This window comes from Novosphingobium capsulatum NBRC 12533 (genome assembly GCF_001598375.1).
GTDB lineage: Bacteria > Pseudomonadota > Alphaproteobacteria > Sphingomonadales > Sphingomonadaceae > Novosphingobium > Novosphingobium capsulatum.
The window spans coordinates 149,325-166,729 of sequence record NZ_BCYV01000009.1 but is presented as its reverse complement, the minus strand read 5'-3'; the positions used below and the strand labels follow the sequence as shown (position 1 = coordinate 166,729).

The following is a 17,405-nucleotide window of genomic DNA, read 5'->3' as shown; positions in this document are numbered from 1 at the left end:
GGCACGCCATGCCCCGTTTCACCGTTGCCGCTGCGCAATATCCGATCGACCGCCTGGCCGATTGGGCCGCCTATGAAGCCAAGCTGACCACCTGGGTGGAACAGGCCGTGGCCGGCGGCGCGGCGCTCTTGGTGTTTCCCGAATATGGCGCGATGGAACTGGCCAGCCTGAACCCGGCAACGATGGGCGACCTCGCCGGTTCGATCGATACGGTTTCAGCCCTGCTGCCGCAGGTCGATGCGCTGCACGCGCGGCTGGCGCAGGCCCATGGCGTGCACATCCTCGCTGCCAGCGCCCCGCGTCGCACCGCCGATGGCCAGGTGCGCAACACCGCGCGGCTGTTTGCCCCCAGCGGCGCCATGGCTAGCCAGGACAAGCTGATCATGACCCGCTTCGAGCGCGAGGAATGGTTCATCAGCGGCGGCAATGGCCTGAACCTGTTCGATACCGCGCTGGGCCGGCTGGCGGTAGTGATCTGCTATGACAGCGAATTTCCGCTGCTGGCGCGCGCGGCAGTGGAAGCGGGCGCACAGGTTCTGCTGGTGCCAAGCTGCACCGATACGCTCCACGGCTATTGGCGCGTGCGCCTGGGCAGCCAGGCCCGCGCGCTGGAGGGGCAATGCTATGCCATCCAGTCACCCACCGTGGGCGAGGCCGCCTGGTCTCCGGCAGTCGACGTGAACCGGGGCGCGGCCGGGGTCTATGGCCCGCCCGATGCCGCGCCAGCCGGTGGCGGCATGCCGGCCGATGGCGTGCTGGCGCTGGGTGAGGAAGGCGTTGGTCAGTGGGTCTTCGCCACGATCGACACGGCCGATGTCGATGCCCTGCGTGCCGACGGCGGCGTGCTGCTGGTGCGACACTGGGCCGAACAGCCCGGGGCCGCGCCCTTGCCGCCGGTAGAAGTGGTTTCGCTGCGCTGAGTGGCGTGGAGAAGTTCCCATGGCTGGTTACGCCAAAATGACGCCGATATCGGTTTAGCAACGCTGCCCCTTGCGCAATCCGCCATCCAGAAGTTTTCCCTTAACCTGATCAAGTTAGGCAGTGTTGTGCGTTAAGTTTGGGGGTGGCAGTGAAGACTTCGTTGGCTCTTGCTTTGGTTGGTTCTTGCTTGATGGCGGTGCCATCTTGGCAGGCTGTTGCTGCGACGGCCGGGGACTCGAGTCCCAACCCGCTCGCTTCGCGGTTGGTCGCCCTGACATTTCCAGCCGAAATGATCCGGCGAGACACTGCAACGACTTATGCGACAAACTTCCGCGCATCCATGCTCCGAAACCCTCAGGTGCAAGCGGCCATGCAGCGTACGCCCGGCCTGCTCGAAACAATCGTCAACGCAGTGTCCATGAAGCTGGACCAAGTGCTTACAGCCCTTATTCCATCGTTGGAGAGCAACGCTGCCGCATCCTATGCTGCCAAGATGTCGCCGGCGGAGCTTCAAGCCGCAATCACATTTTACTCTGGCCCAGTTGGCCGGAAACTGGTGACGGCCACTCCTGCGGTTGTAATGGGCGACGATGTCCGAAAAATCCTTAGTTCTGCTGATCTTGCTGAGTTTGCGGCTTTTTCGCAGTCATCGGCAGGGCAAAAAATGGGAGCGTTGAGGCCCCAGCAAACCAACGACATGCGCATGGCGGTCAATCATGCCCTGGAAGCTGCCGAGCCTCAAATAGACGCTGCTGCTAAATCCGCTGGCCAGGCGTATATCCGTGCGCACCAGCCAAAAAATCACTGAGTCTCGTTATTGACGGCAAAGAGAAACCTGGGGCCCCATCCGGGGCCTCTGGACCTGTCCGCCCGGCATGGTCATGATCCTGTCGCAAAGCCTGTCCAGGGCGCCCATGGCATTGGCACAAGGATGAACCCCATGACTGTTTCGCGCCGTTCGATCCTGGCCATGGGGGCCGGCGCGGCCATGCTGCCCGGCGCCCGTGCCCTGGCCGGCACCTTGGCCAAGGGCCATGGCCGCCACGCCCGGCCGGCCCATCCCCTGGTGCTGGGGCATCGCGGCGCCTGCGCGCACCGGCCCGAACATACGCTGGCATCCTATCAGCGCGCAGTGGCCGATGGTGCCGATTTCATCGAGCCTGATCTGGTCCCCACCCGCGATGGCGTGCTGGTGTCGCGCCATGAACCCAATATCGTGGACACCACGGACGTGGCCGCCCACCCGGAATTTGCCGCGCGCAAGACCACCAAGGTCATCGATGGCGAGCGGCAGGAAGGCTGGTTCGTCGAAGACTTTACCCTGGCCGAACTCAAGACCCTGCGCGCCAAGGAGCGGCTGGGCACGCTGCGTCCTGAGAGCATGGCGTTCGACGGGCGGTTTCCGGTGCTGACGTTTGACGAGATCGTGGCCTTTGCCGCCAAGGCCGCGCGCGGGCGCCAGCGGCCGCTGGGGATCATCCCCGAAATCAAGCATTCCAGCTATTTCCACAGCCTGGGCCACGATATGGAGGCCAAGCTGCTGGCGGCCATTCGCGCCCATGCCTGGCTGCAACAGGCCCCGGTCATCGTGCAGTCGTTCGAAGTGGCCAATCTCAAGCGGCTGCGCGGTATGCTGGCACCGTGGCGCAACATCGCGCTGATGCAACTGGCTGATGAGCCCGAAAAGCGCACCGGAGACGCCATCGCCAGCGGCGGCACGCTCACCTATGGCGCGATGCTGTCGGCCAGTGGCCTGGCTGACGTGGCCGGCTATGCCGATTGGATCGCGCCATGGAGCCGCACCGTGATGCCTGAAACGGCAGACGGACACCTCGCGCCGCCGCAGCCGATCATCGCCGATGCGCACCGTGCCGGGCTGCTGGTGGGTGCCTATACCTTCCGGCCAGAACCGCAATTCCTGCCCGCCAGCCTGCGCCAATGCGGCGCCGCGCTGCGCTGCGAAAGCGGCAGTGTTGCAGAAATCCGCGCCTATCTTGCCGCCGGGCTGGACGGGTTCTTCACCGATGATCCTGCGCTGGGCCGTCGCGCGGTCGACGGGGTCTGATCATCCAGGGCAAATCCGCCCGTCTGCAATTTCCTGCGGCTTGGCGCTGGACTTTTTGCATTGCAGCGTATTTTATTGCGCTGCGACGGGCATCGCCAGGCCGCGCGCCGGATGCGGTGCGTGCGCCCGGCTCACCACATGCCTGCGCAGGGTTCATGTGGAAGGGAATGCGGTGAGCCAGCCAGCCGTGCTGTTTGTTTGCCTGGGCAATATCTGCCGCTCGCCGTTGGCCGAGGCTGCGTTCCGGGCCGAAGCCGTCAAGGCGGGGCTGGCCGTGACCATCGATTCGGCCGGAACTGGCGGCTGGCACGCTGGCAATCCGCCCGATCCGCGTGCGCAGGCGGTGGCCTTGCAACACGGCATCGACATTTCCCGCTATCGTGCCCGCCAGGTGACTGAGGCCGATTTCACCCGCTTTGGCCAGATCTATGCGCTCGATTCGCAGAACCTGCAGGATCTGCGGCGCATGGCCCCGCGCCGCACCCTGGCGCGGATGGGCCTGTTGATGGATTTGGTGCCGGGCCGGGAAGGGCAGGCGGTGATCGATCCCTATTACGGCGACGAGCAGGATTTTCTCGAAGCCTGGGATGACGTAAGCGAAGCAGCCCGCCGCCTGGTGGCGCGCATGTTGCGCTAGGTTCTGGTAGTTCCCTTATCCCTCTTGATTTGCGCCGCGAAACGCACGAAAGCACCGCCCATGCCTGCACGCATCTATCAGCGCCCGAAGAATGCCATGCAGTCCGGCAAGGCCCGGACTGCCGACTGGCTCCTGGAATTCGCCCCGGCCGAGGCCAAGCGCCCCGATCCCTTGATGGGTTGGGCCGGTTCCGGCGATACCCAGCAGCAAGTCATCCTTACGTTCGAGACCGAGGCAGACGCCCGCGCCTATGCCGACAAGTATGGCATTGCCGTGCATGTCACGCCCACGCCGCCGCGCCGGCTCAAGCTGCAAAGCTACGCTGACAATTTCCGCTGATTGATCAAGCCGGCGCTTGCAATCGGCGCGCGCCGGCGCCATAGGGCGGGCCGGGAGTCGGGCGGACGTTTGCGTTCGCCAACCTGGTCAGGTCCGGAAGGAAGCAGCCACAACGGATTGCGGCGGGTCGCCCGGCTCCTTCTTAGCCCACATTGTAACGCGCCGCCGCCTGGTCGATCGGATCAGGTCTGCTGCCCGGATGCCTTCATCCGCTCGCGCGCCGCCTCGCGCCCTTCCGTCGCCGGCACCAGGCCCATCGCCTTGCCCAGCCCGAAGGCGGGCATATCCACATAGATGGTTTCGCTGCCGCCGGCTGGCACGGCATAGGTTTCGTGAAAAATGCCCACGCCGCCGCGTTGCTGGCGCGCTGCCTTGTTGAACGCGACCCAGGCTGGCCAATGCGTGTGGTCGCGGCTGCGGGCATAGGCTTCCAGGCTGTCGAAATCGCGCCAGTATTGCACCAGCATGATCGTGCGCAGCCCGCGCAGCATGGGCTCATACCCCAGAAAGCCGCTGTCGGGCGCAGCGGAAAGCTCGGCCAGCATCGGCCCCATGGCGCGCGACACGGGCAGCCATTCGCGCACGGCGCGGAAGCGGTTGATGCGCATGCCGATCAGGAACACGACCAGCGGCGTGGTGGTCTTGGCGGTGCGGCGGCCGGGCAGGATCGTGGGCATGGCAAATTGGTATCAAATCAAAATCGCGGCGCAAGCTTGCGGGAAACCGCCTTGCCTCCGTTCGACATTTGCAGCCTTTGCGCCTACCTAGGGGCGCGATGGCCGATTCAACCGACATGTTTGGGCACGAACCCGAAACCCCCGATGCCCCGCCGCACGAGGCTGCGCCCAGCGCGGCCGAACTCGAAGCGGCTGGACAGGGCGCGATGTTCGGCGATCCCGCGCCCGTGGCCAAGCCTGCGCCCGTTGCGCCCCAGCCTGTGCCAGCGCCTGCCGCTAAGCCGGCACCGGCCGCTGCCCCGGCACAGCCCTATCGCGTGCTGGCGCGCAAGTATCGCCCGCAGACCTTTTCCGCGCTGATCGGCCAGGAAGCCATGGTGCAAACCCTGGCCAACGCGATCCGGCGTGACCGGCTGGCCCATGCCTTCTTGATGACCGGCGTGCGCGGGGTGGGCAAGACCAGCACCGCGCGCCTTATCGCCAAGGCGCTCAACTGCATCGGCCCGGACGGGCAGGGCGGCCCGACGATCGACCCGTGCGGCCAGTGCGAACCGTGCCAGGCCATTGCCGAAGGCCGCCATATCGACGTGATCGAGATGGACGCCGCCAGCCACACCGGCGTGGACGACGTGCGCGAGATCATCGAGGCGGTGCGCTATGCCGCCGTCTCGGCCCGCTACAAGATCTACATCATCGACGAAGTGCACATGCTCTCGCGCAACGCGTTCAACGCGCTGCTCAAGACGCTGGAAGAACCGCCGGCGCATGTGAAGTTCCTGTTCGCCACGACCGAGGTGGACAAGCTGCCGGTCACAGTGCTCTCGCGCTGCCAGCGGTTCGACCTGCGGCGCATCCCGACCGCGCTGCTCGCCGATCATTTCGGCCACGTCTGCAAGGCCGAAGGGGTCGAGGCCGAGGCCGAGGCCCTGGCCATGGTCGCCGCCGCCGCCGAAGGCTCGGCGCGCGACGGGCTTTCGATCCTCGATCAGGCGATCAGCCATGCCGATCTGGCGGGCAGCGGCGATGGCTCGGTGATCACGGTTTCGGCCGCGCAAGTGCAGGACATGCTCGGCCTGGCCGACAAGACGCTGCAACGCCGCCTGTTTGCCGCCATGCTCAAGGGCGATGGCGCCGCGCTGCTGGCCGAAGTGGCACATCAATATTCCTTGGGGATCGAGCCGGTGGCCATGCTGCGCGCGCAGCTTGATCTGGTCCACAAGGTCACCGTCACCCAGATCAGCGGCCCTGAGGGTGAGGCCCGCTCGGCCGAAGAGGCCGCGGCGCTGCAGGGCTGGGCCGGCGATCTGGCGCCCGGGCAGTTGCACCGCCTGTGGCAACTGCTGCTCAAGGGCCATGACGAGGTGAAGACCGCGCCCGATCCGCTGGTGGCGGCGCAGATGGCCCTGCTGCGCGTGCTGCACGCGGCCGACATGCCCGATCCCGGCGGCCTGGTGCGCAAGCTGGAAGAAATGCTGGCGCAAGGGCCTGCCCTGGCCGCGAGCATGGCCGCGCAGCCCACGTCCGATGGCGCCCCGGCTGCAGCGATGCCGTCAGCGCCCGCCACGGGTATCGCCATGGATTGGCAAGCCTTGGTGGAGCAGGTGGAAGAGGTCTCGCCGCTCACCGGCGCCACCATGCGCCTGTCGGTCCGCCTGATCGAATTGCGCATGGGCACGCTGCGCTATCAGCTGGCGCCGGGCCTGCCGGGCGATCCCACGCCCGACATCAAGAAAGCGCTGCAGAACATCACCGGCCAGGCTTGGCTGGTGGAACGGCTCGATGGCGAAGCGGCCCAGGGCGCGCAACCCAGCCTGGTGGAAGCCAAGGCTGCGCTTGAGGCCGAGGCCGAAGCGGCGATGCGCGCCGATCCGCTTGTGCGCGCTGCGCTTGAAGCCTTTCCCGGCGCTGAAATTCTCGACGAATCCAACCCCGCCACGGCTGAACGCCGGCCGTGGTCGCCTGCGCGGAGCAGACAAGCATGAAGTCCATGGAAGAAATGATCCAGGCGGCACAGAAGGCCGCCGAAACCATCCAGAAGCAGATGGAGGATGCCCAAGGCCGCCTCGACGCGATCGAGGTGGAGGGCGCTGCCGGCGGTGGCCTGGTCACCATCAAGGCTTCGGCCAAGGGCCGCGTGATCGGCGTGGCGATCGATGACAGCCTGCTGGTTCCGGCCGACAAGGGCATTCTCGAAGACCTGGTGGCAGCCGCGTTCAACGATGCGCGGGCCAAGGCCGATGCCGCTGCGGCCGAAGAAATGCAGAAGGTGCAGATGGCGGCGGGTATTCCGCCGGGCTTCAAGCTGCCGTTCTGAGCGGCGGCGCAACCTTTCAAGATTACCGTTGTTTTCCCATGGCTGCGCGCCTGATCGATCTTTCGTTCAGCGCCCAGTCATGGTGAGACCGACTACGGGGACATGATGATCGTATTGCTTGCCGCTGCGTTGGCCGGGACCACGCCGATAGATGATGGCGCGCCGCCGCAGCCGGTTGCGGGCAGCCCTGCCGCATCTGCCCCTGCCGTGACCGCGCCTGCCGCTCCTGCGACCGCGTCGGCCGTACCTTCTGCCCCCGAACAAGCGCCCGCCCGCGCACCCGATGGCCAGATCCTGCCCGTCATCGTGCTGCCCACGGTCACGCCGGTTGCCGCCAACGATACGGCTGCCGAGACGCAGCCCGCTGACGAAGGCGCCATTGTCGTCAACGCGCGGCGCGGCCCGCCGCCTGGCGACCCGGTCATCGCCCTCAACAAGGTGACCTTTGCCGCCACCCAGGCGGTTGACCGCGCGGTAATCGGGCCGGCTGCCAAGGCCTATGGCTCGATCGTGCCGGCGCCCATTCGCACGGGTTTCCGGCATTTCTTCACCAACCTGACCGAGCCGGTCATCGCGCTGAATTTCCTGTTGCAGTTGAAGCCCGGCAAGGCCGCCGAAACGCTGGGCCGGTTCGCCATCAATTCCACTATCGGCGTGGGCGGCCTGCTCGATGTCGCCGTCGCCAAGCCGTTCAAGCTGCCTTATCGCCGCAACGGCTTTGGCTATACCCTCGCCTATTATGGCGTGGGGCCAGGGCCGTTCCTGTTCGTCCCGCTGGTTGGGCCCACCACCCTGCGCGACGTGATCGGCCTGGGCCTCGATCGTGCGTTCCTGCCGGCGATTGTGGGTGGCCCGCTGCGCAGCCCGGCCTATGTCACCGGCAGTTTCGTGGTGCGTTCGCTCAACGATCGTCTCGACGATGACCGCCGCATCCAGGCGATGCGCAAGGCTGGCGATCCCTATCTCGCCGCCAAGGAAGGCTATCTCGCCGCCCGCCAGGAGCAGATCGACGAGCTCAAGGGGCACAAGCACAAGGAAAAGGCCGCCCCGGCCCCCGCTGCGCAGACGCCGCCTGCCGCGATGACTCCTGCAGCACCGGCGCCAGCGACCACCGGGCCGGCGCATGCGCCCGATGGCCAAGTGCTGCCCCCGATCGTGCTGCCGGCACCCGCGCCGGCCACTACGCCGGCCGCAGCACCCGCCGCCACGAACCCCTGATCGGCGCACCGCTGCCCAACAGGGCAAGTTCGGCACAAACAGGCTGAAAACCCGCAATCCCCAACCGTCTTGGCGCTTGGGCATTGCGGGGCGGCGCCTTGCACCCCATATCTGCCTCAAGCCCTGCCGGTTTGGGTTCATGTGCGGCAGGTGGGACGGACATTTGCACTTATGACTTTGTATCCCCTGCTGCCCTTGCGCGATATCGTGGTGTTCCCCGGTATGGTCGTGCCGCTGTTTGTCGGCCGCGAAAAGTCGGTTGCCGCCCTGGAAACGGCCATGGCCGGGTCCAAGGACATCTTCCTGCTGGCCCAGCTCGACCCCGGCTGTGACGATCCCGATCGCGATGATCTGTATGAAACCGGCGTGATCGCCACGGTTCTCCAGCTGCTCAAGCTGCCCGACGGCACCGTGCGCGTCCTTGTCGAAGGCAACCAGCGTGCCGAGCTCAAGACGCTCAACGCGGAAAGCTCCAGCCACGGCGACATGCTGATGGCCGAGGTCGAGCCGATCGAGCCGGGCAGTGTCTCGGGCACCGAAGTGTCGGCAATGATGCGCTCGGTCGTCGATCAGTTCGCCGAATATGCCAAGCTTTCCAAGAAGCTGCCGCAGGATGCCGGGCAGCAGCTGGGCGATATCGAAGATGCTGGCAAGCTGGCCGATGCCGTGGCTGCTAACCTGGCGGCCAAGGTGGCCGACAAGCAGGCCGTGCTTTCGGAAAGCGACGCGCTCAAGCGTCTGGAAATGGTGCTTTCCTTCATGGAAGGCGAGCTGGGCGTGCTCCAGGTGGAGCGCAAGATCCGTGGCCGCGTCAAGCGCCAGATGGAAAAGACCCAGCGCGAATACTACCTCAACGAGCAGCTCAAGGCGATCCAGTCGGAACTGGGTGGCGGCGACGGCGAGGAAGCCAACGAGATCCAGGAACTGCAGGACAAGATCGACAGCCTCAAGCTGTCGAAGGAAGCCCGCGCCAAGGCCAATGCGGAGCTGAAAAAGCTCAAGACCATGCAGCCGATGAGCGCGGAAGCCACTGTGATCCGCAACTATCTCGATGTGCTGCTGGGCCTGCCGTGGGGCAAGCGCTCCAAGCTCAAGAAGGATATCCCGGGCGCCCAGGCGGTGCTCGATGCCGATCACTATGCGCTGGACAAGGTCAAGGACCGCATTGTCGAATACCTGGCCGTGCAGGCGCGCACCAACAAGCTCAAGGGGCCGATCCTGTGCCTCGTTGGCCCGCCGGGCGTGGGCAAGACCTCGCTGGGCAAGTCGATCGCCAAGGCCACCGGCCGGCAGTTCATCCGCCAGTCGCTGGGCGGCGTGCGCGACGAGGCCGAAATCCGTGGCCACCGCCGCACCTACATCGGCTCGCTACCGGGCAAGATCGTCACCAACCTGCGCAAGGCTGGTGCGTCCAACCCGCTGTTCCTGCTCGATGAGATCGACAAGCTGGGCCAGGATTTCCGGGGCGATCCCGCTTCGGCCCTGCTCGAAGTGCTCGACCCCGAACAGAACGCCAAGTTCCAGGATCACTACCTGGAGCTGGACATCGACTTGTCCGACGTGATGTTCGTGTGCACGGCTAACAGCCTCAACCTGCCGCAGCCGCTGCTCGATCGCATGGAGATCATCCGCCTCGAAGGCTATACCGAGGATGAGAAGGTCGAAATCGCCGAGCGGCACCTGGTGAGCAAGCAGGTGGAAGCACACGGCCTGCGCAAGGGCGAGTTCACGCTGACGCAGGACGCGCTGCGCGATCTGATCCGCTATTACACCCGCGAAGCCGGCGTGCGCACGCTGGAGCGCGAAGTGGCCCGGCTGGCGCGCAAGTCGTTGCGCAAGATTTTGGAAGGCAAGGAAAAGAGCGTGACGATCACGCCTGAAAACCTGGCCGAGTTCGCCGGTGTGCGCAAATTCCGCCATGGCGTGTCAGACGAGGAAAACCAGGTTGGCGCGGTAACGGGCCTCGCCTGGACCGAAGTGGGCGGCGAATTGCTGACGATCGAAAGCGTGACGGTGCCCGGCAAGGGCGCGGTGCGCACCACCGGCAAACTGGGCGAAGTGATGAGCGAAAGCGTCCAGATGGCGTTCAGCTTCGTCAAGGCGCGCAGCCCTGCCTATGGCATCAAGCCGTCGATCTTCCAGCGCAAGGATCTGCATATCCACCTGCCCGAAGGCGCCGTGCCCAAGGACGGGCCGAGCGCGGGCATCGGCATGGTCACCGCGATGGTTTCGACGCTGACCGGTGTTCCGGTGCGTGCCGATGTGGCGATGACCGGGGAAGTGACGCTACGCGGCCGTGTGCTGGCGATCGGGGGATTGAAGGAAAAGCTGCTCGCCGCGCTGCGCGGTGGCATCAAGACGGTCCTGATCCCCGAGGAAAACCGCAAGGATCTGGCGGAAATCCCCGCCAATATCCGCGAAGGGCTGGAGATCGTGCCGGTGTCGCATGTCGACGAGGTGCTGGCACGCGCGCTGGTTGCCCCGGTGGAAGCGATCGAATGGACCGAAGCCGACGACCTTGCCACGCAGCCGGCGGCGGCCCCCCTGGGCGGCAGCCCGGCAGCGGCACGCACCGCGCACTGAGCGCAGTTTCTACCGTAGTTTGACGGGAGCCGCGCGCAACATCGTTGCGCGCGGCTTTTGCTTGCCCGCAAGGTCGGCCACTATCGGGGATAAATTGCGGGTTTTGCGTGCTTTTGCCTTTGACAGCGCTTTTTTTCTCGGCTCTTTTCCGCCGCACCCGAAATCACGATTTTCCAACATTTGCTGTCCAGTAGATTGGTAGGGGGTTTCCGCACATGAACAAGAACGATCTGATCAGCGCCGTCGCCGATGTCAGCGGCCTGTCCAAGGGCGATGCCATCAAGGCTGTCGAAGCCGTGTTCGAATCGATTTCCGGCGCGCTGGCCAAGGGCGAGGAAGTGCGCCTGGTCGGCTTCGGCACGTTCTCGGTTGCCAAGCGCAAGGCGTCGACCGGCCGCAACCCCCGCACCGGCGAACCGATGGCCATCAAGGCTTCGGCCCAGCCCAAGTTCAAGGCCGGCAAGGGGCTGAAGGACGCGGTGAACTGACCCCATCGCGCTGCAAGACAAAAAAGGGGCCGCGTCGCATGCCGACGCGGCCCCTTTTTTATGTGGAAAAAGAAATTCCCGTGTTCCGCACAACGGCGGTTCAGTCCTCCACGCCCGGGCGCGTGGCGGCGGCATAGAGGGCGATGGCGGCCGCGTTGGAGACATTGAGGCTTTCGATCGCACCGCTGATCGGCAGGCGGGCAATGGCATCGCAATGCTGCATCACGTTGTGCCGCATGCCTTCGCCCTCCGCGCCCAGCACCAGGGCCACCGGGCCGGCGGGCAGGGCATGGGGGAATTCCGCTTCGCCTTCGCCGTCCAGCCCGATTCGCCAATAGCCGGCCTCGGAAATCGATTCGAGCGCGCGCGCCAGGTTGACCACCCGCACCCACGGCACCGATTCCAGCGCGCCCGATGCCGATTTGGCCAGCGTGCCCGATTCGGGCGGGGCATGGCGATCCTGGGTGATCAGCGCGGCCACGTCGAACGCGGCACAGCTGCGCAGGATGGCGCCCACGTTGTGCGGGTCGGTCACCTGGTCGAGCAGGACCAGCGTGCGGCCCTCGGCCTCGTCCAGCACATCGTCCAGCGCCACGTCGTCCAGCGGCAGGCATTCCAGCACCAGGCCCTGGTGCGGCGCGTCGCGCGCCACCAGGCGGCCCAGATCCACCGCCTGGGCATATTCCACCGGCAGATCGCGCGGCAGTTCGGCGTCATGATCGTCCAGCATTTCCTGGATCGCCTCGCGCGTGCCCCACAGCTTCTTGGCGGTGCGGTTGGGGTTGGTCAGCGCCGCTTCCACGGCATGGCGGCCCCACAGCCGCACCGTGCCGGTGCTGCCACGGCCCGATCCGCGCCCACCCTGGTTGCGCCCGGCCCGGCCGCGCAATGAGCGGCTCTTCTTGCCACTGTCGTGGCGCTTGTCTTGGTCATCATCGTGGCGGGGCATTGCGAACACCTGTGCATAAAAATCGAAAACTGCATCGCCCTTAGCCAGCCCCCCCATTGACAGGCAAGCGATGGTTCGCCAAAGGGCCTCTCACTCGGCCGGACGGACCGGATCGCTTGCAGCGAAACGGCCCATTCAAATGCAGGAAAGCCTTGAAAAAGGCGCTCCTCGCACCGGCAAATCTGGTGTGGACAGGTGGCCGAGTGGTTAAAGGCAGCAGACTGTAAATCTGCCCGCGCAAGCGTACGCTAGTTCGAATCTAGCCCTGTCCACCACCAGTACTCAATTTCCTTAGTCTTCACGGGGGTTTACCTCCTTGTTGGCCGGGATTTTGGCGAACTTTTCGTGCACGTTCGCCATCGCCTTGCCCGCTAGTGCGCGTTTGCTGGCGCTCTCGGCATATTTCGCAAATTCTTTGTCGGTCTTGTGGCCGGTCACAGCGCGGCCTTCGAGCGTGGTGGCGCCGGCTTCGGCCAGGCGGCGGCTCGTGGCCTTGCGCAGGCCGTGCGGTGAGCAGTGCGGGATGCCTGCCTTCACGCAGGCGCGCTTGAACCAGTTGTAGAAGCCGGTCGAGCTGAACGGCTTGCCAAACTGCGTTTCCAGATAGAACGATTCGCCGCCGGGGAAGGTGCGCAAGGCCTCGATCAGATCCGGGCCCATCGGCACCACGGTGCCGCTGTCGTTCTTGTTATGGTGCAGGATCAGAGCGTCACCCTGACGATTGCCCGGGCCGATCTTGATGGCATCGGAGCGGCGCTGGGCGGTTGCCAGCAGCAGTTCCTTGGCCAGGCGCTCGCGTGTGCCGAAAGGCCAGCGAGAATCGAAGGCGTCGATTTCCGATTCGGTCCAGGCGTGGAAGCCCTTGCCGGTGCGAAATGAGTCGGTGGCATCGACTGGGTTGTCCTGGCGCCAGCCCAGCTTGATCGCATGACGGTGGAGCCGCGCCAGCACCTTGCGCAGGTTGTTCGCGGCGGCCGGTGTCTCCCGCATCGAGGATAGCTTGCGCTCGATGTTTGCGGTGGTCACACGCCGCACGTCCTTGTCGCCGTTCTTTGACCGGAAGCGTTCGATGATGTTGCGATAGGTCTTCTGTGTGGCCGGCTTGCTGTCGATCCAGCGCGGGCTTTGGTAGAAGCTTACGATCAGCGCATCATAGGTGTAGGGCGCCCAACGCTCCACGGGCAGCTTCACTGCTTGCTGCGCGGCCAAATACTCGGCCATGAATTCGGGTGTGCCTGGCGCGTTGCGGAAATGATGCGCGGGCACACCCGTCTTGCGGAAGCGATAGCGGGTCTTTCCGTGCCGGTCCTTGTAGGCCGTCACGTTGTCAGGGAGCCAGCGGCGGGCCATCAATCTAGCTCCTCTCCCTGGGTGTCATCGAGCGCATTGCGGCGCACGGTCACCTCCAGGCTGCCATCCAGGCGGATGGCAACGCGGATTGCTTCAAAGCCCATGCCCGCCACGGCGCCGATCGCACGGCGAATGTCGGACTGGCGGAACTTGGACGGAGCATGAGCGGTCTGCATCAATCGATCCCCAGAGCGTTCTTGTAGACGTCGAGGATGGCTTCCATCTCGCGCCGGTCATCGGGCCGCATCTTGCGCAGGCGGATGATCTGGCGGGCGCACTTGGTGTCGTAGCCGGCCGATTTCATCTCGCCATAGACGTCGCGGATATCGTCGCTGATGCCCTTCTTTTCCTCCTCGAGCCGCTCGATGCGCTCGATCAGCAGCCGGAGGCGATCGTCGGCCGCGCGGTGCTCTTCCGGCAGGGCAACCGGGATGGTGAGTTGGTCGCTCATCGCGCCGCCTCAGAACAGGCTGGGGAAGAGCGTGGGGCCGCAACGCGCAGCCATCCACAGGAAGCCGGCCAGGCCCAGTACCACGCCCGCCACGCCCCAGGCGTCCGACGCCTCGAGCAGATCGTCCTCGTGCTGCGCCAGGCGGCGCGTGGCGTGCTGGTGGCGGATTTCGGCGCGGGCCTTGCGCCTTGATCGATCAGATTGCCGGTTCATGCTGCCTCCAGCGCGAATTGTGCGGCCTGAATGTCGAGAAGCCGCCCCCACTGCTCGGCCATCGCAGCGGCCATGCCGGGGAAGGTTTGTGAGCGGATACGTGACCGATCTTGCGCAGCGTTGCCCCAACCGGATTGACGATGGACTTTGCTCCATTGCTTGTGCTCGATGGATTCGGGACGTGGTGGCTGCAATTGGTTGGAAGGCGTGAGCTTCGGGAGGTTGATCAACTCAAGGCCGGTGGCCTTGAATGCCCGATCGCCAAACCACCAAGGCTGGACGAACTGAACAGGGCCGCGCCTCGTTCGCTCAATGGCGTGGCGATGCATCACCGGGTTCTCGATCGCCCTGCGTGGAATGGGGGCGTCTCGGCATGTACGATAGAATTCGCAAGCCGCATCGAGAGCACGCCAACCTTCAGGATCGCAACCGTTCACCTTCTTGCCGCCGATATACAGCCAGCGCACCCCGCTGTTGCAAAGGCGCGTGCATGGCGGATGCAGGACTGCGAGCAGATCCCAGCCATCACATAGGTGGTCGCGCAGATCGCCGCGAATATGACGGTTGCTGTTATCGTCAGACGGCTCGAGATCGCATGACCATGCGTCGAACCCCAGCGTCAGAAACGCGCGCCGCAAGACACCGCTGCGCTCGCAGCCGATAAGTACTCGCGCCATCACAGCTTGCTCCGGCAGATGGACCAGAGCCAGCCAGAGACCGCCAGGGCGAACAGCACCAGGAACTGGCCATCGGTAGGGTCCAGCCAGATCAACCAATAGCACATCGCGGCGGCGCCGAGCGCGCGCAGGGCCGGGATCAGGCAGGCGCGCAGGATCTTGCGAAAGCGCTTCATGCGTCGGTCTCCGGGCCATAGAGGGCGTCAAAATGCGGCTTCATGTCGATCCGCCACTGGCGAGCGGCGGCGAGGCGGGCCTTGCGATCCTTGGGATGCACCTGGCGTGCGCCGGTGCCCCGATCGGGCAGGGGACAGAGCGCATCGAAGCGGGCCTTGTTGGCCAGGCGCCAGGCGCGGGGATCGCGGGTGTCGTTCTGGGCGAGCGAGCCGTGATCATAGGGAAAGTGGGCGGGGGCGGCGCGCGGGGGCATCAGGCGGCCCTCCGTGCGGCGCGGCTGCCGCCGTGGAGCAACTGGCGCACGGGCACGCCGGCCTTGGTGCAATCGGGGCACCAGGCCTGTCCGTGCCGCGTGGTCCAGCCTGCCGGGGCGACGCCATCGGCAGAGTTGTGCTGCGTGCTGCATGAGCATTGGAAAACGGCAGGTGGGCGAAGGCGCATCGGGCGTTCCTTTCGGGCAAAGTTCGGCCGTCGCCGGAGACGAGGCCCGGCGGCGGGGAAGCGGGAATGTGGGGCGGTCAGGAAAAGGGGCAGCTCAGCCGGGAAGCTCCGGCGGGCTGGCGCTGTCGAACAGTTCGGGCTGCGCCGCATCGCGCGGGCGCATGATCTCGATGGCTTCCTGCCGGGTGACGGGCCGCATGGGCAGCGTTACGCGCGGGTTGGGGATGGCGCTGGGCGCGATGCCATAGTCATAGGTCTCGCTGGCCTTCCAGCTATGCCCGCAAAACAGGTTGGCGCACTGGTAATAGATGTCGCGGTGCGTCGGCGTGATCTCGCGGCTCGTGCGGCGCTGGCCCACCGTGTCGCAATGGGGGCAGCGCAGCCGGTCGTGCGAGCCGGCGTGAGCTGGTTGTGGCCAGGATCGGGCAGGGGCTGGGGGGCCATGGTCAATGCGCCTCCCGTTCCTGGCGATCGAGCGCGGCCAGGCCATCGGTGATCGCGGCCAACGCTTCCTCCCCTTCCTTGCGCGCGCGGCGCAGCGCGGCCGGGTCTTGCGGATGCATCGCGGCATCGAGCAGGGCGGCCACCGCCTCGCCGCTTTCCTTGGCAGCGGCAGCGGCAGCGCGCGTCATGTCCGCGGTGCCGTCGCTGGCGGCAATGTCCAACTGGAAGCTGTAGACGCGCAGGATCGGCGCATGGTCGCCCCCGGCCTCGATAAATGCGCGGTCGAGCCGCATGGCGTCGAGAATCGAAATCTCGCTATCGGCATCGGGATCGGACCACATGCGCACCAGGCGCCCGCTGCGGCCCACCAGCATGCCGCACTTGTCCCACCCGATGCGCGCGGCGATCACGGTGAGCGCCTGGTGCACGGTGAGAGGATCGCGTCGCTTGGTCATTTCCACAGCCGCCCACCGGGGGCGCTTGCGACGCCCCCGGCTTTAGCTACAGTCGGTGTTCCACCAACGACTGAAAGCTTATCGTAATGAGTGACGAAAATAATGGGGCCGAAGGCAGTGGGACCACTGCTCGTGTAGCGTTTGACCTGACGAATCGTATCCGTCATCTCGACAAGGTCACACAAGCCGCGACACTCACTCGCAAAGGATTTCTCGATTTGTATGCGGAATGCTATACGGCGGCGGAGGGTCAGCGGCGCATTAAACCCGATTAAAGGGTGACTGACCGAGCTGTCGTATCCTCCGAATGTGGCAGCTCGTGTCCGTCTAAAAAGTGGGAATACCTGGCGGCAAGCATTACGATATCGTCGTTGCTGGCGCCGAACGCCGACATAGAGCATCTGGTTTGAGCCAACCGCAATGCTTGCAGCCTGATGATATGTTCCCGTGATGGTCGCGAGACGAATGCCATATCTTCCAGTTTGAATACGATCCGCTGTAATCGGCTTATCACACGGAACATGCCGAAGCTCTGAAGCATCAGCACAAAGCAAAGAGCAGTCAGGCTCCACTCTTGGGGTGGCGGCGTCATAGGTCGTTCCCTTCTGTTGGGCCGCGCCGATCATGCCGCGCGCCCCTGCAAAGTGTTGTTCCGATTGAAAGAGACGCGTTGCGCACCCTCGTCTACGCCCTGCCAGGCAGGCGAGGGGCCAAGATCGGCCGGGTAGATATCGGGGCGCAACAGATGACGCGGAATACCAGTCGCGGCTTCGACGGTCAGGACATACTCGGCAGGCAGGCGCTTGGCGGTTTGCAGCCAACGCCAGACTGCTGGCTGGGTGACACTGCAGATGCGCGCCAGTTCGGACTGCGAACCAGCTACCTCTACAGCTGCATGAAGTGCCTCAAGGGGTTCCACTGTCGTGCTCATGTTGCACGGGGTATTACAAGATTTATGCTCAGTCAATTACTAGATTTAAGTGGCCTCCCATTAATTTGGTTATAG

Annotated in this window: 24 protein-coding genes, 1 tRNA gene and 1 other RNA gene; 12 read left to right on the top strand and 14 right to left on the bottom strand. The window is 65.1% G+C overall.

Translation table 11 applies throughout. The features are described 5' to 3' along the window. The first annotated feature begins 8 nt into the window (after window positions 1-8). The 6 genes from SCA01S_RS09300 (at window position 9) to ffs (ending at window position 4,107) form a co-directional block, all read left to right on the top strand. Complete coding sequence (locus tag SCA01S_RS09300; protein ID WP_062785056.1) at window positions 9-920, top strand: carbon-nitrogen hydrolase family protein; 912 nt, start codon at window positions 9-11, stop codon at window positions 918-920. Window positions 921-1,291: 371 nt separating this feature from the next. After that, window positions 1,292-1,729, top strand: a complete 438-nt coding sequence (locus SCA01S_RS09295) for a DUF2059 domain-containing protein (protein WP_167542884.1) — start codon at window positions 1,292-1,294, stop codon at window positions 1,727-1,729. A gap of 132 nt (window positions 1,730-1,861) precedes the next feature. After that, complete coding sequence (locus tag SCA01S_RS09290) at window positions 1,862-2,986, top strand: glycerophosphodiester phosphodiesterase family protein (RefSeq protein ID WP_245652504.1); 1,125 nt, start codon at window positions 1,862-1,864, stop codon at window positions 2,984-2,986. Window positions 2,987-3,158: 172 nt separating this feature from the next. Continuing rightward, on the top strand, window positions 3,159-3,623 hold the full coding sequence (locus SCA01S_RS09285; RefSeq protein ID WP_028658140.1) for a low molecular weight protein-tyrosine-phosphatase: 465 nt from the start codon (window positions 3,159-3,161) through the stop codon (window positions 3,621-3,623). A gap of 60 nt (window positions 3,624-3,683) precedes the next feature. Continuing rightward, a complete protein-coding gene (locus SCA01S_RS09280; RefSeq protein WP_022677337.1) occupies window positions 3,684-3,962 on the top strand; it encodes an ETC complex I subunit in 279 nt (92 codons plus the stop codon). Between the two features lie 50 nt (window positions 3,963-4,012). Further along, an RNA gene (gene ffs / locus SCA01S_RS09275) (signal recognition particle sRNA small type) lies at window positions 4,013-4,107 on the top strand. Between the two features lie 37 nt (window positions 4,108-4,144). On the opposite strand, the gene SCA01S_RS09270 is transcribed toward ffs, so the two are convergent. Further along, on the bottom strand, window positions 4,145-4,639 hold the full coding sequence (locus SCA01S_RS09270) for a DUF4188 domain-containing protein (RefSeq protein ID WP_062785052.1): 495 nt from the start codon (window positions 4,637-4,639) through the stop codon (window positions 4,145-4,147). 98 nt (window positions 4,640-4,737) lie between these two features. Here SCA01S_RS09270 and SCA01S_RS09265 point away from each other — a divergent pair, with 98 nt between their 5' ends. From SCA01S_RS09265 to SCA01S_RS09245, 5 genes are all read left to right on the top strand, one after another. Continuing rightward, the gene (locus tag SCA01S_RS09265; RefSeq protein ID WP_062785050.1) at window positions 4,738-6,621 is read left to right on the top strand and encodes a DNA polymerase III subunit gamma/tau; all 1,884 of its coding nucleotides are present in this window, start codon (window positions 4,738-4,740) and stop codon (window positions 6,619-6,621) included. Beyond that, window positions 6,618-6,953 (top strand): YbaB/EbfC family nucleoid-associated protein, encoded by a 336-nt coding sequence (locus tag SCA01S_RS09260; RefSeq protein ID WP_062785048.1) that lies wholly within the window; start codon window positions 6,618-6,620, stop codon window positions 6,951-6,953. The genes SCA01S_RS09265 and SCA01S_RS09260 overlap by 4 nt, the downstream gene beginning before the upstream one ends. 102 nt (window positions 6,954-7,055) lie before the next feature. Beyond that, window positions 7,056-8,171, top strand: a complete 1,116-nt coding sequence (locus SCA01S_RS09255; protein WP_062785046.1) for an MlaA family lipoprotein — start codon at window positions 7,056-7,058, stop codon at window positions 8,169-8,171. Between the two features lie 171 nt (window positions 8,172-8,342). After that, the gene (gene lon / locus SCA01S_RS09250; RefSeq protein WP_028658138.1) at window positions 8,343-10,754 is read left to right on the top strand and encodes an endopeptidase La; all 2,412 of its coding nucleotides are present in this window, start codon (window positions 8,343-8,345) and stop codon (window positions 10,752-10,754) included. Between the two features lie 215 nt (window positions 10,755-10,969). Continuing rightward, entirely contained in the window at window positions 10,970-11,242 is a 273-nt protein-coding gene (locus SCA01S_RS09245; RefSeq protein ID WP_022677331.1) for an HU family DNA-binding protein, read from the top strand. Between the two features lie 100 nt (window positions 11,243-11,342). Here the strand turns inward: SCA01S_RS09245 and rlmB are convergent, their stop codons facing one another. Continuing rightward, a complete protein-coding gene (gene rlmB / locus SCA01S_RS09240; RefSeq protein ID WP_062785213.1) occupies window positions 11,343-12,191 on the bottom strand; it encodes a 23S rRNA (guanosine(2251)-2'-O)-methyltransferase RlmB in 849 nt (282 codons plus the stop codon). A gap of 189 nt (window positions 12,192-12,380) precedes the next feature. Here rlmB and SCA01S_RS09235 point away from each other — a divergent pair. Then, window positions 12,381-12,466 (top strand) — tRNA-Tyr (locus tag SCA01S_RS09235). Window positions 12,467-12,482: 16 nt separating this feature from the next. On the opposite strand, the gene SCA01S_RS09230 is transcribed toward SCA01S_RS09235, so the two are convergent. From SCA01S_RS09230 to SCA01S_RS09190, 12 genes are all read right to left on the bottom strand, one after another. Continuing rightward, window positions 12,483-13,541, bottom strand: a complete 1,059-nt coding sequence (locus SCA01S_RS09230; protein ID WP_062785044.1) for a tyrosine-type recombinase/integrase — start codon at window positions 13,539-13,541, stop codon at window positions 12,483-12,485. Next, on the bottom strand, window positions 13,541-13,717 hold the full coding sequence (locus SCA01S_RS22205) for a hypothetical protein (RefSeq protein WP_157088920.1): 177 nt from the start codon (window positions 13,715-13,717) through the stop codon (window positions 13,541-13,543). Before SCA01S_RS22205 ends, SCA01S_RS09230 begins: the two co-directional genes overlap by 1 nt. Continuing rightward, window positions 13,717-13,992, bottom strand: coding sequence for a DUF2312 domain-containing protein (locus SCA01S_RS09225; RefSeq protein ID WP_062785042.1), 276 nt, complete (start codon window positions 13,990-13,992; stop codon window positions 13,717-13,719). The genes SCA01S_RS22205 and SCA01S_RS09225 overlap by 1 nt, the downstream gene beginning before the upstream one ends. Before the next feature lie 9 nt (window positions 13,993-14,001). Next, on the bottom strand, window positions 14,002-14,205 hold the full coding sequence (locus SCA01S_RS09220) for a hypothetical protein (protein WP_062785040.1): 204 nt from the start codon (window positions 14,203-14,205) through the stop codon (window positions 14,002-14,004). Next, window positions 14,202-14,882: a hypothetical protein gene (locus SCA01S_RS09215; protein WP_062785038.1), complete on the bottom strand. Its 681-nt coding sequence runs from the start codon at window positions 14,880-14,882 to the stop codon at window positions 14,202-14,204. Before SCA01S_RS09215 ends, SCA01S_RS09220 begins: the two co-directional genes overlap by 4 nt. Next, on the bottom strand, window positions 14,882-15,058 hold the full coding sequence (locus tag SCA01S_RS22200) for a hypothetical protein (protein WP_157088919.1): 177 nt from the start codon (window positions 15,056-15,058) through the stop codon (window positions 14,882-14,884). The genes SCA01S_RS09215 and SCA01S_RS22200 overlap by 1 nt, the downstream gene beginning before the upstream one ends. Further along, window positions 15,055-15,312 carry a hypothetical protein gene (locus SCA01S_RS09210; protein WP_062785036.1) on the bottom strand — a complete coding sequence of 86 codons (258 nt, stop codon included), beginning with the start codon at window positions 15,310-15,312 and terminating at the stop codon, window positions 15,055-15,057. The genes SCA01S_RS22200 and SCA01S_RS09210 overlap by 4 nt, the downstream gene beginning before the upstream one ends. After that, window positions 15,312-15,500: a hypothetical protein gene (locus SCA01S_RS22195; protein ID WP_157088918.1), complete on the bottom strand. Its 189-nt coding sequence runs from the start codon at window positions 15,498-15,500 to the stop codon at window positions 15,312-15,314. Before SCA01S_RS22195 ends, SCA01S_RS09210 begins: the two co-directional genes overlap by 1 nt. A 94-nt stretch (window positions 15,501-15,594) precedes the next feature. Further along, the gene (locus SCA01S_RS22560; protein WP_281191368.1) at window positions 15,595-15,990 is read right to left on the bottom strand and encodes an Ogr/Delta-like zinc finger protein; all 396 of its coding nucleotides are present in this window, start codon (window positions 15,988-15,990) and stop codon (window positions 15,595-15,597) included. After that, entirely contained in the window at window positions 15,947-16,399 is a 453-nt protein-coding gene (locus tag SCA01S_RS22555) for a hypothetical protein (protein WP_062785032.1), read from the bottom strand. The genes SCA01S_RS22560 and SCA01S_RS22555 overlap by 44 nt, the downstream gene beginning before the upstream one ends. Next, a complete protein-coding gene (locus SCA01S_RS22190; RefSeq protein WP_157088917.1) occupies window positions 16,396-17,025 on the bottom strand; it encodes a hypothetical protein in 630 nt (209 codons plus the stop codon). The genes SCA01S_RS22555 and SCA01S_RS22190 overlap by 4 nt, the downstream gene beginning before the upstream one ends. Beyond that, a complete protein-coding gene (locus tag SCA01S_RS09190; protein WP_062785028.1) occupies window positions 17,022-17,330 on the bottom strand; it encodes a transcriptional regulator in 309 nt (102 codons plus the stop codon). The genes SCA01S_RS22190 and SCA01S_RS09190 overlap by 4 nt, the downstream gene beginning before the upstream one ends. Between the last annotated feature and the right edge of the window lie 75 nt (window positions 17,331-17,405).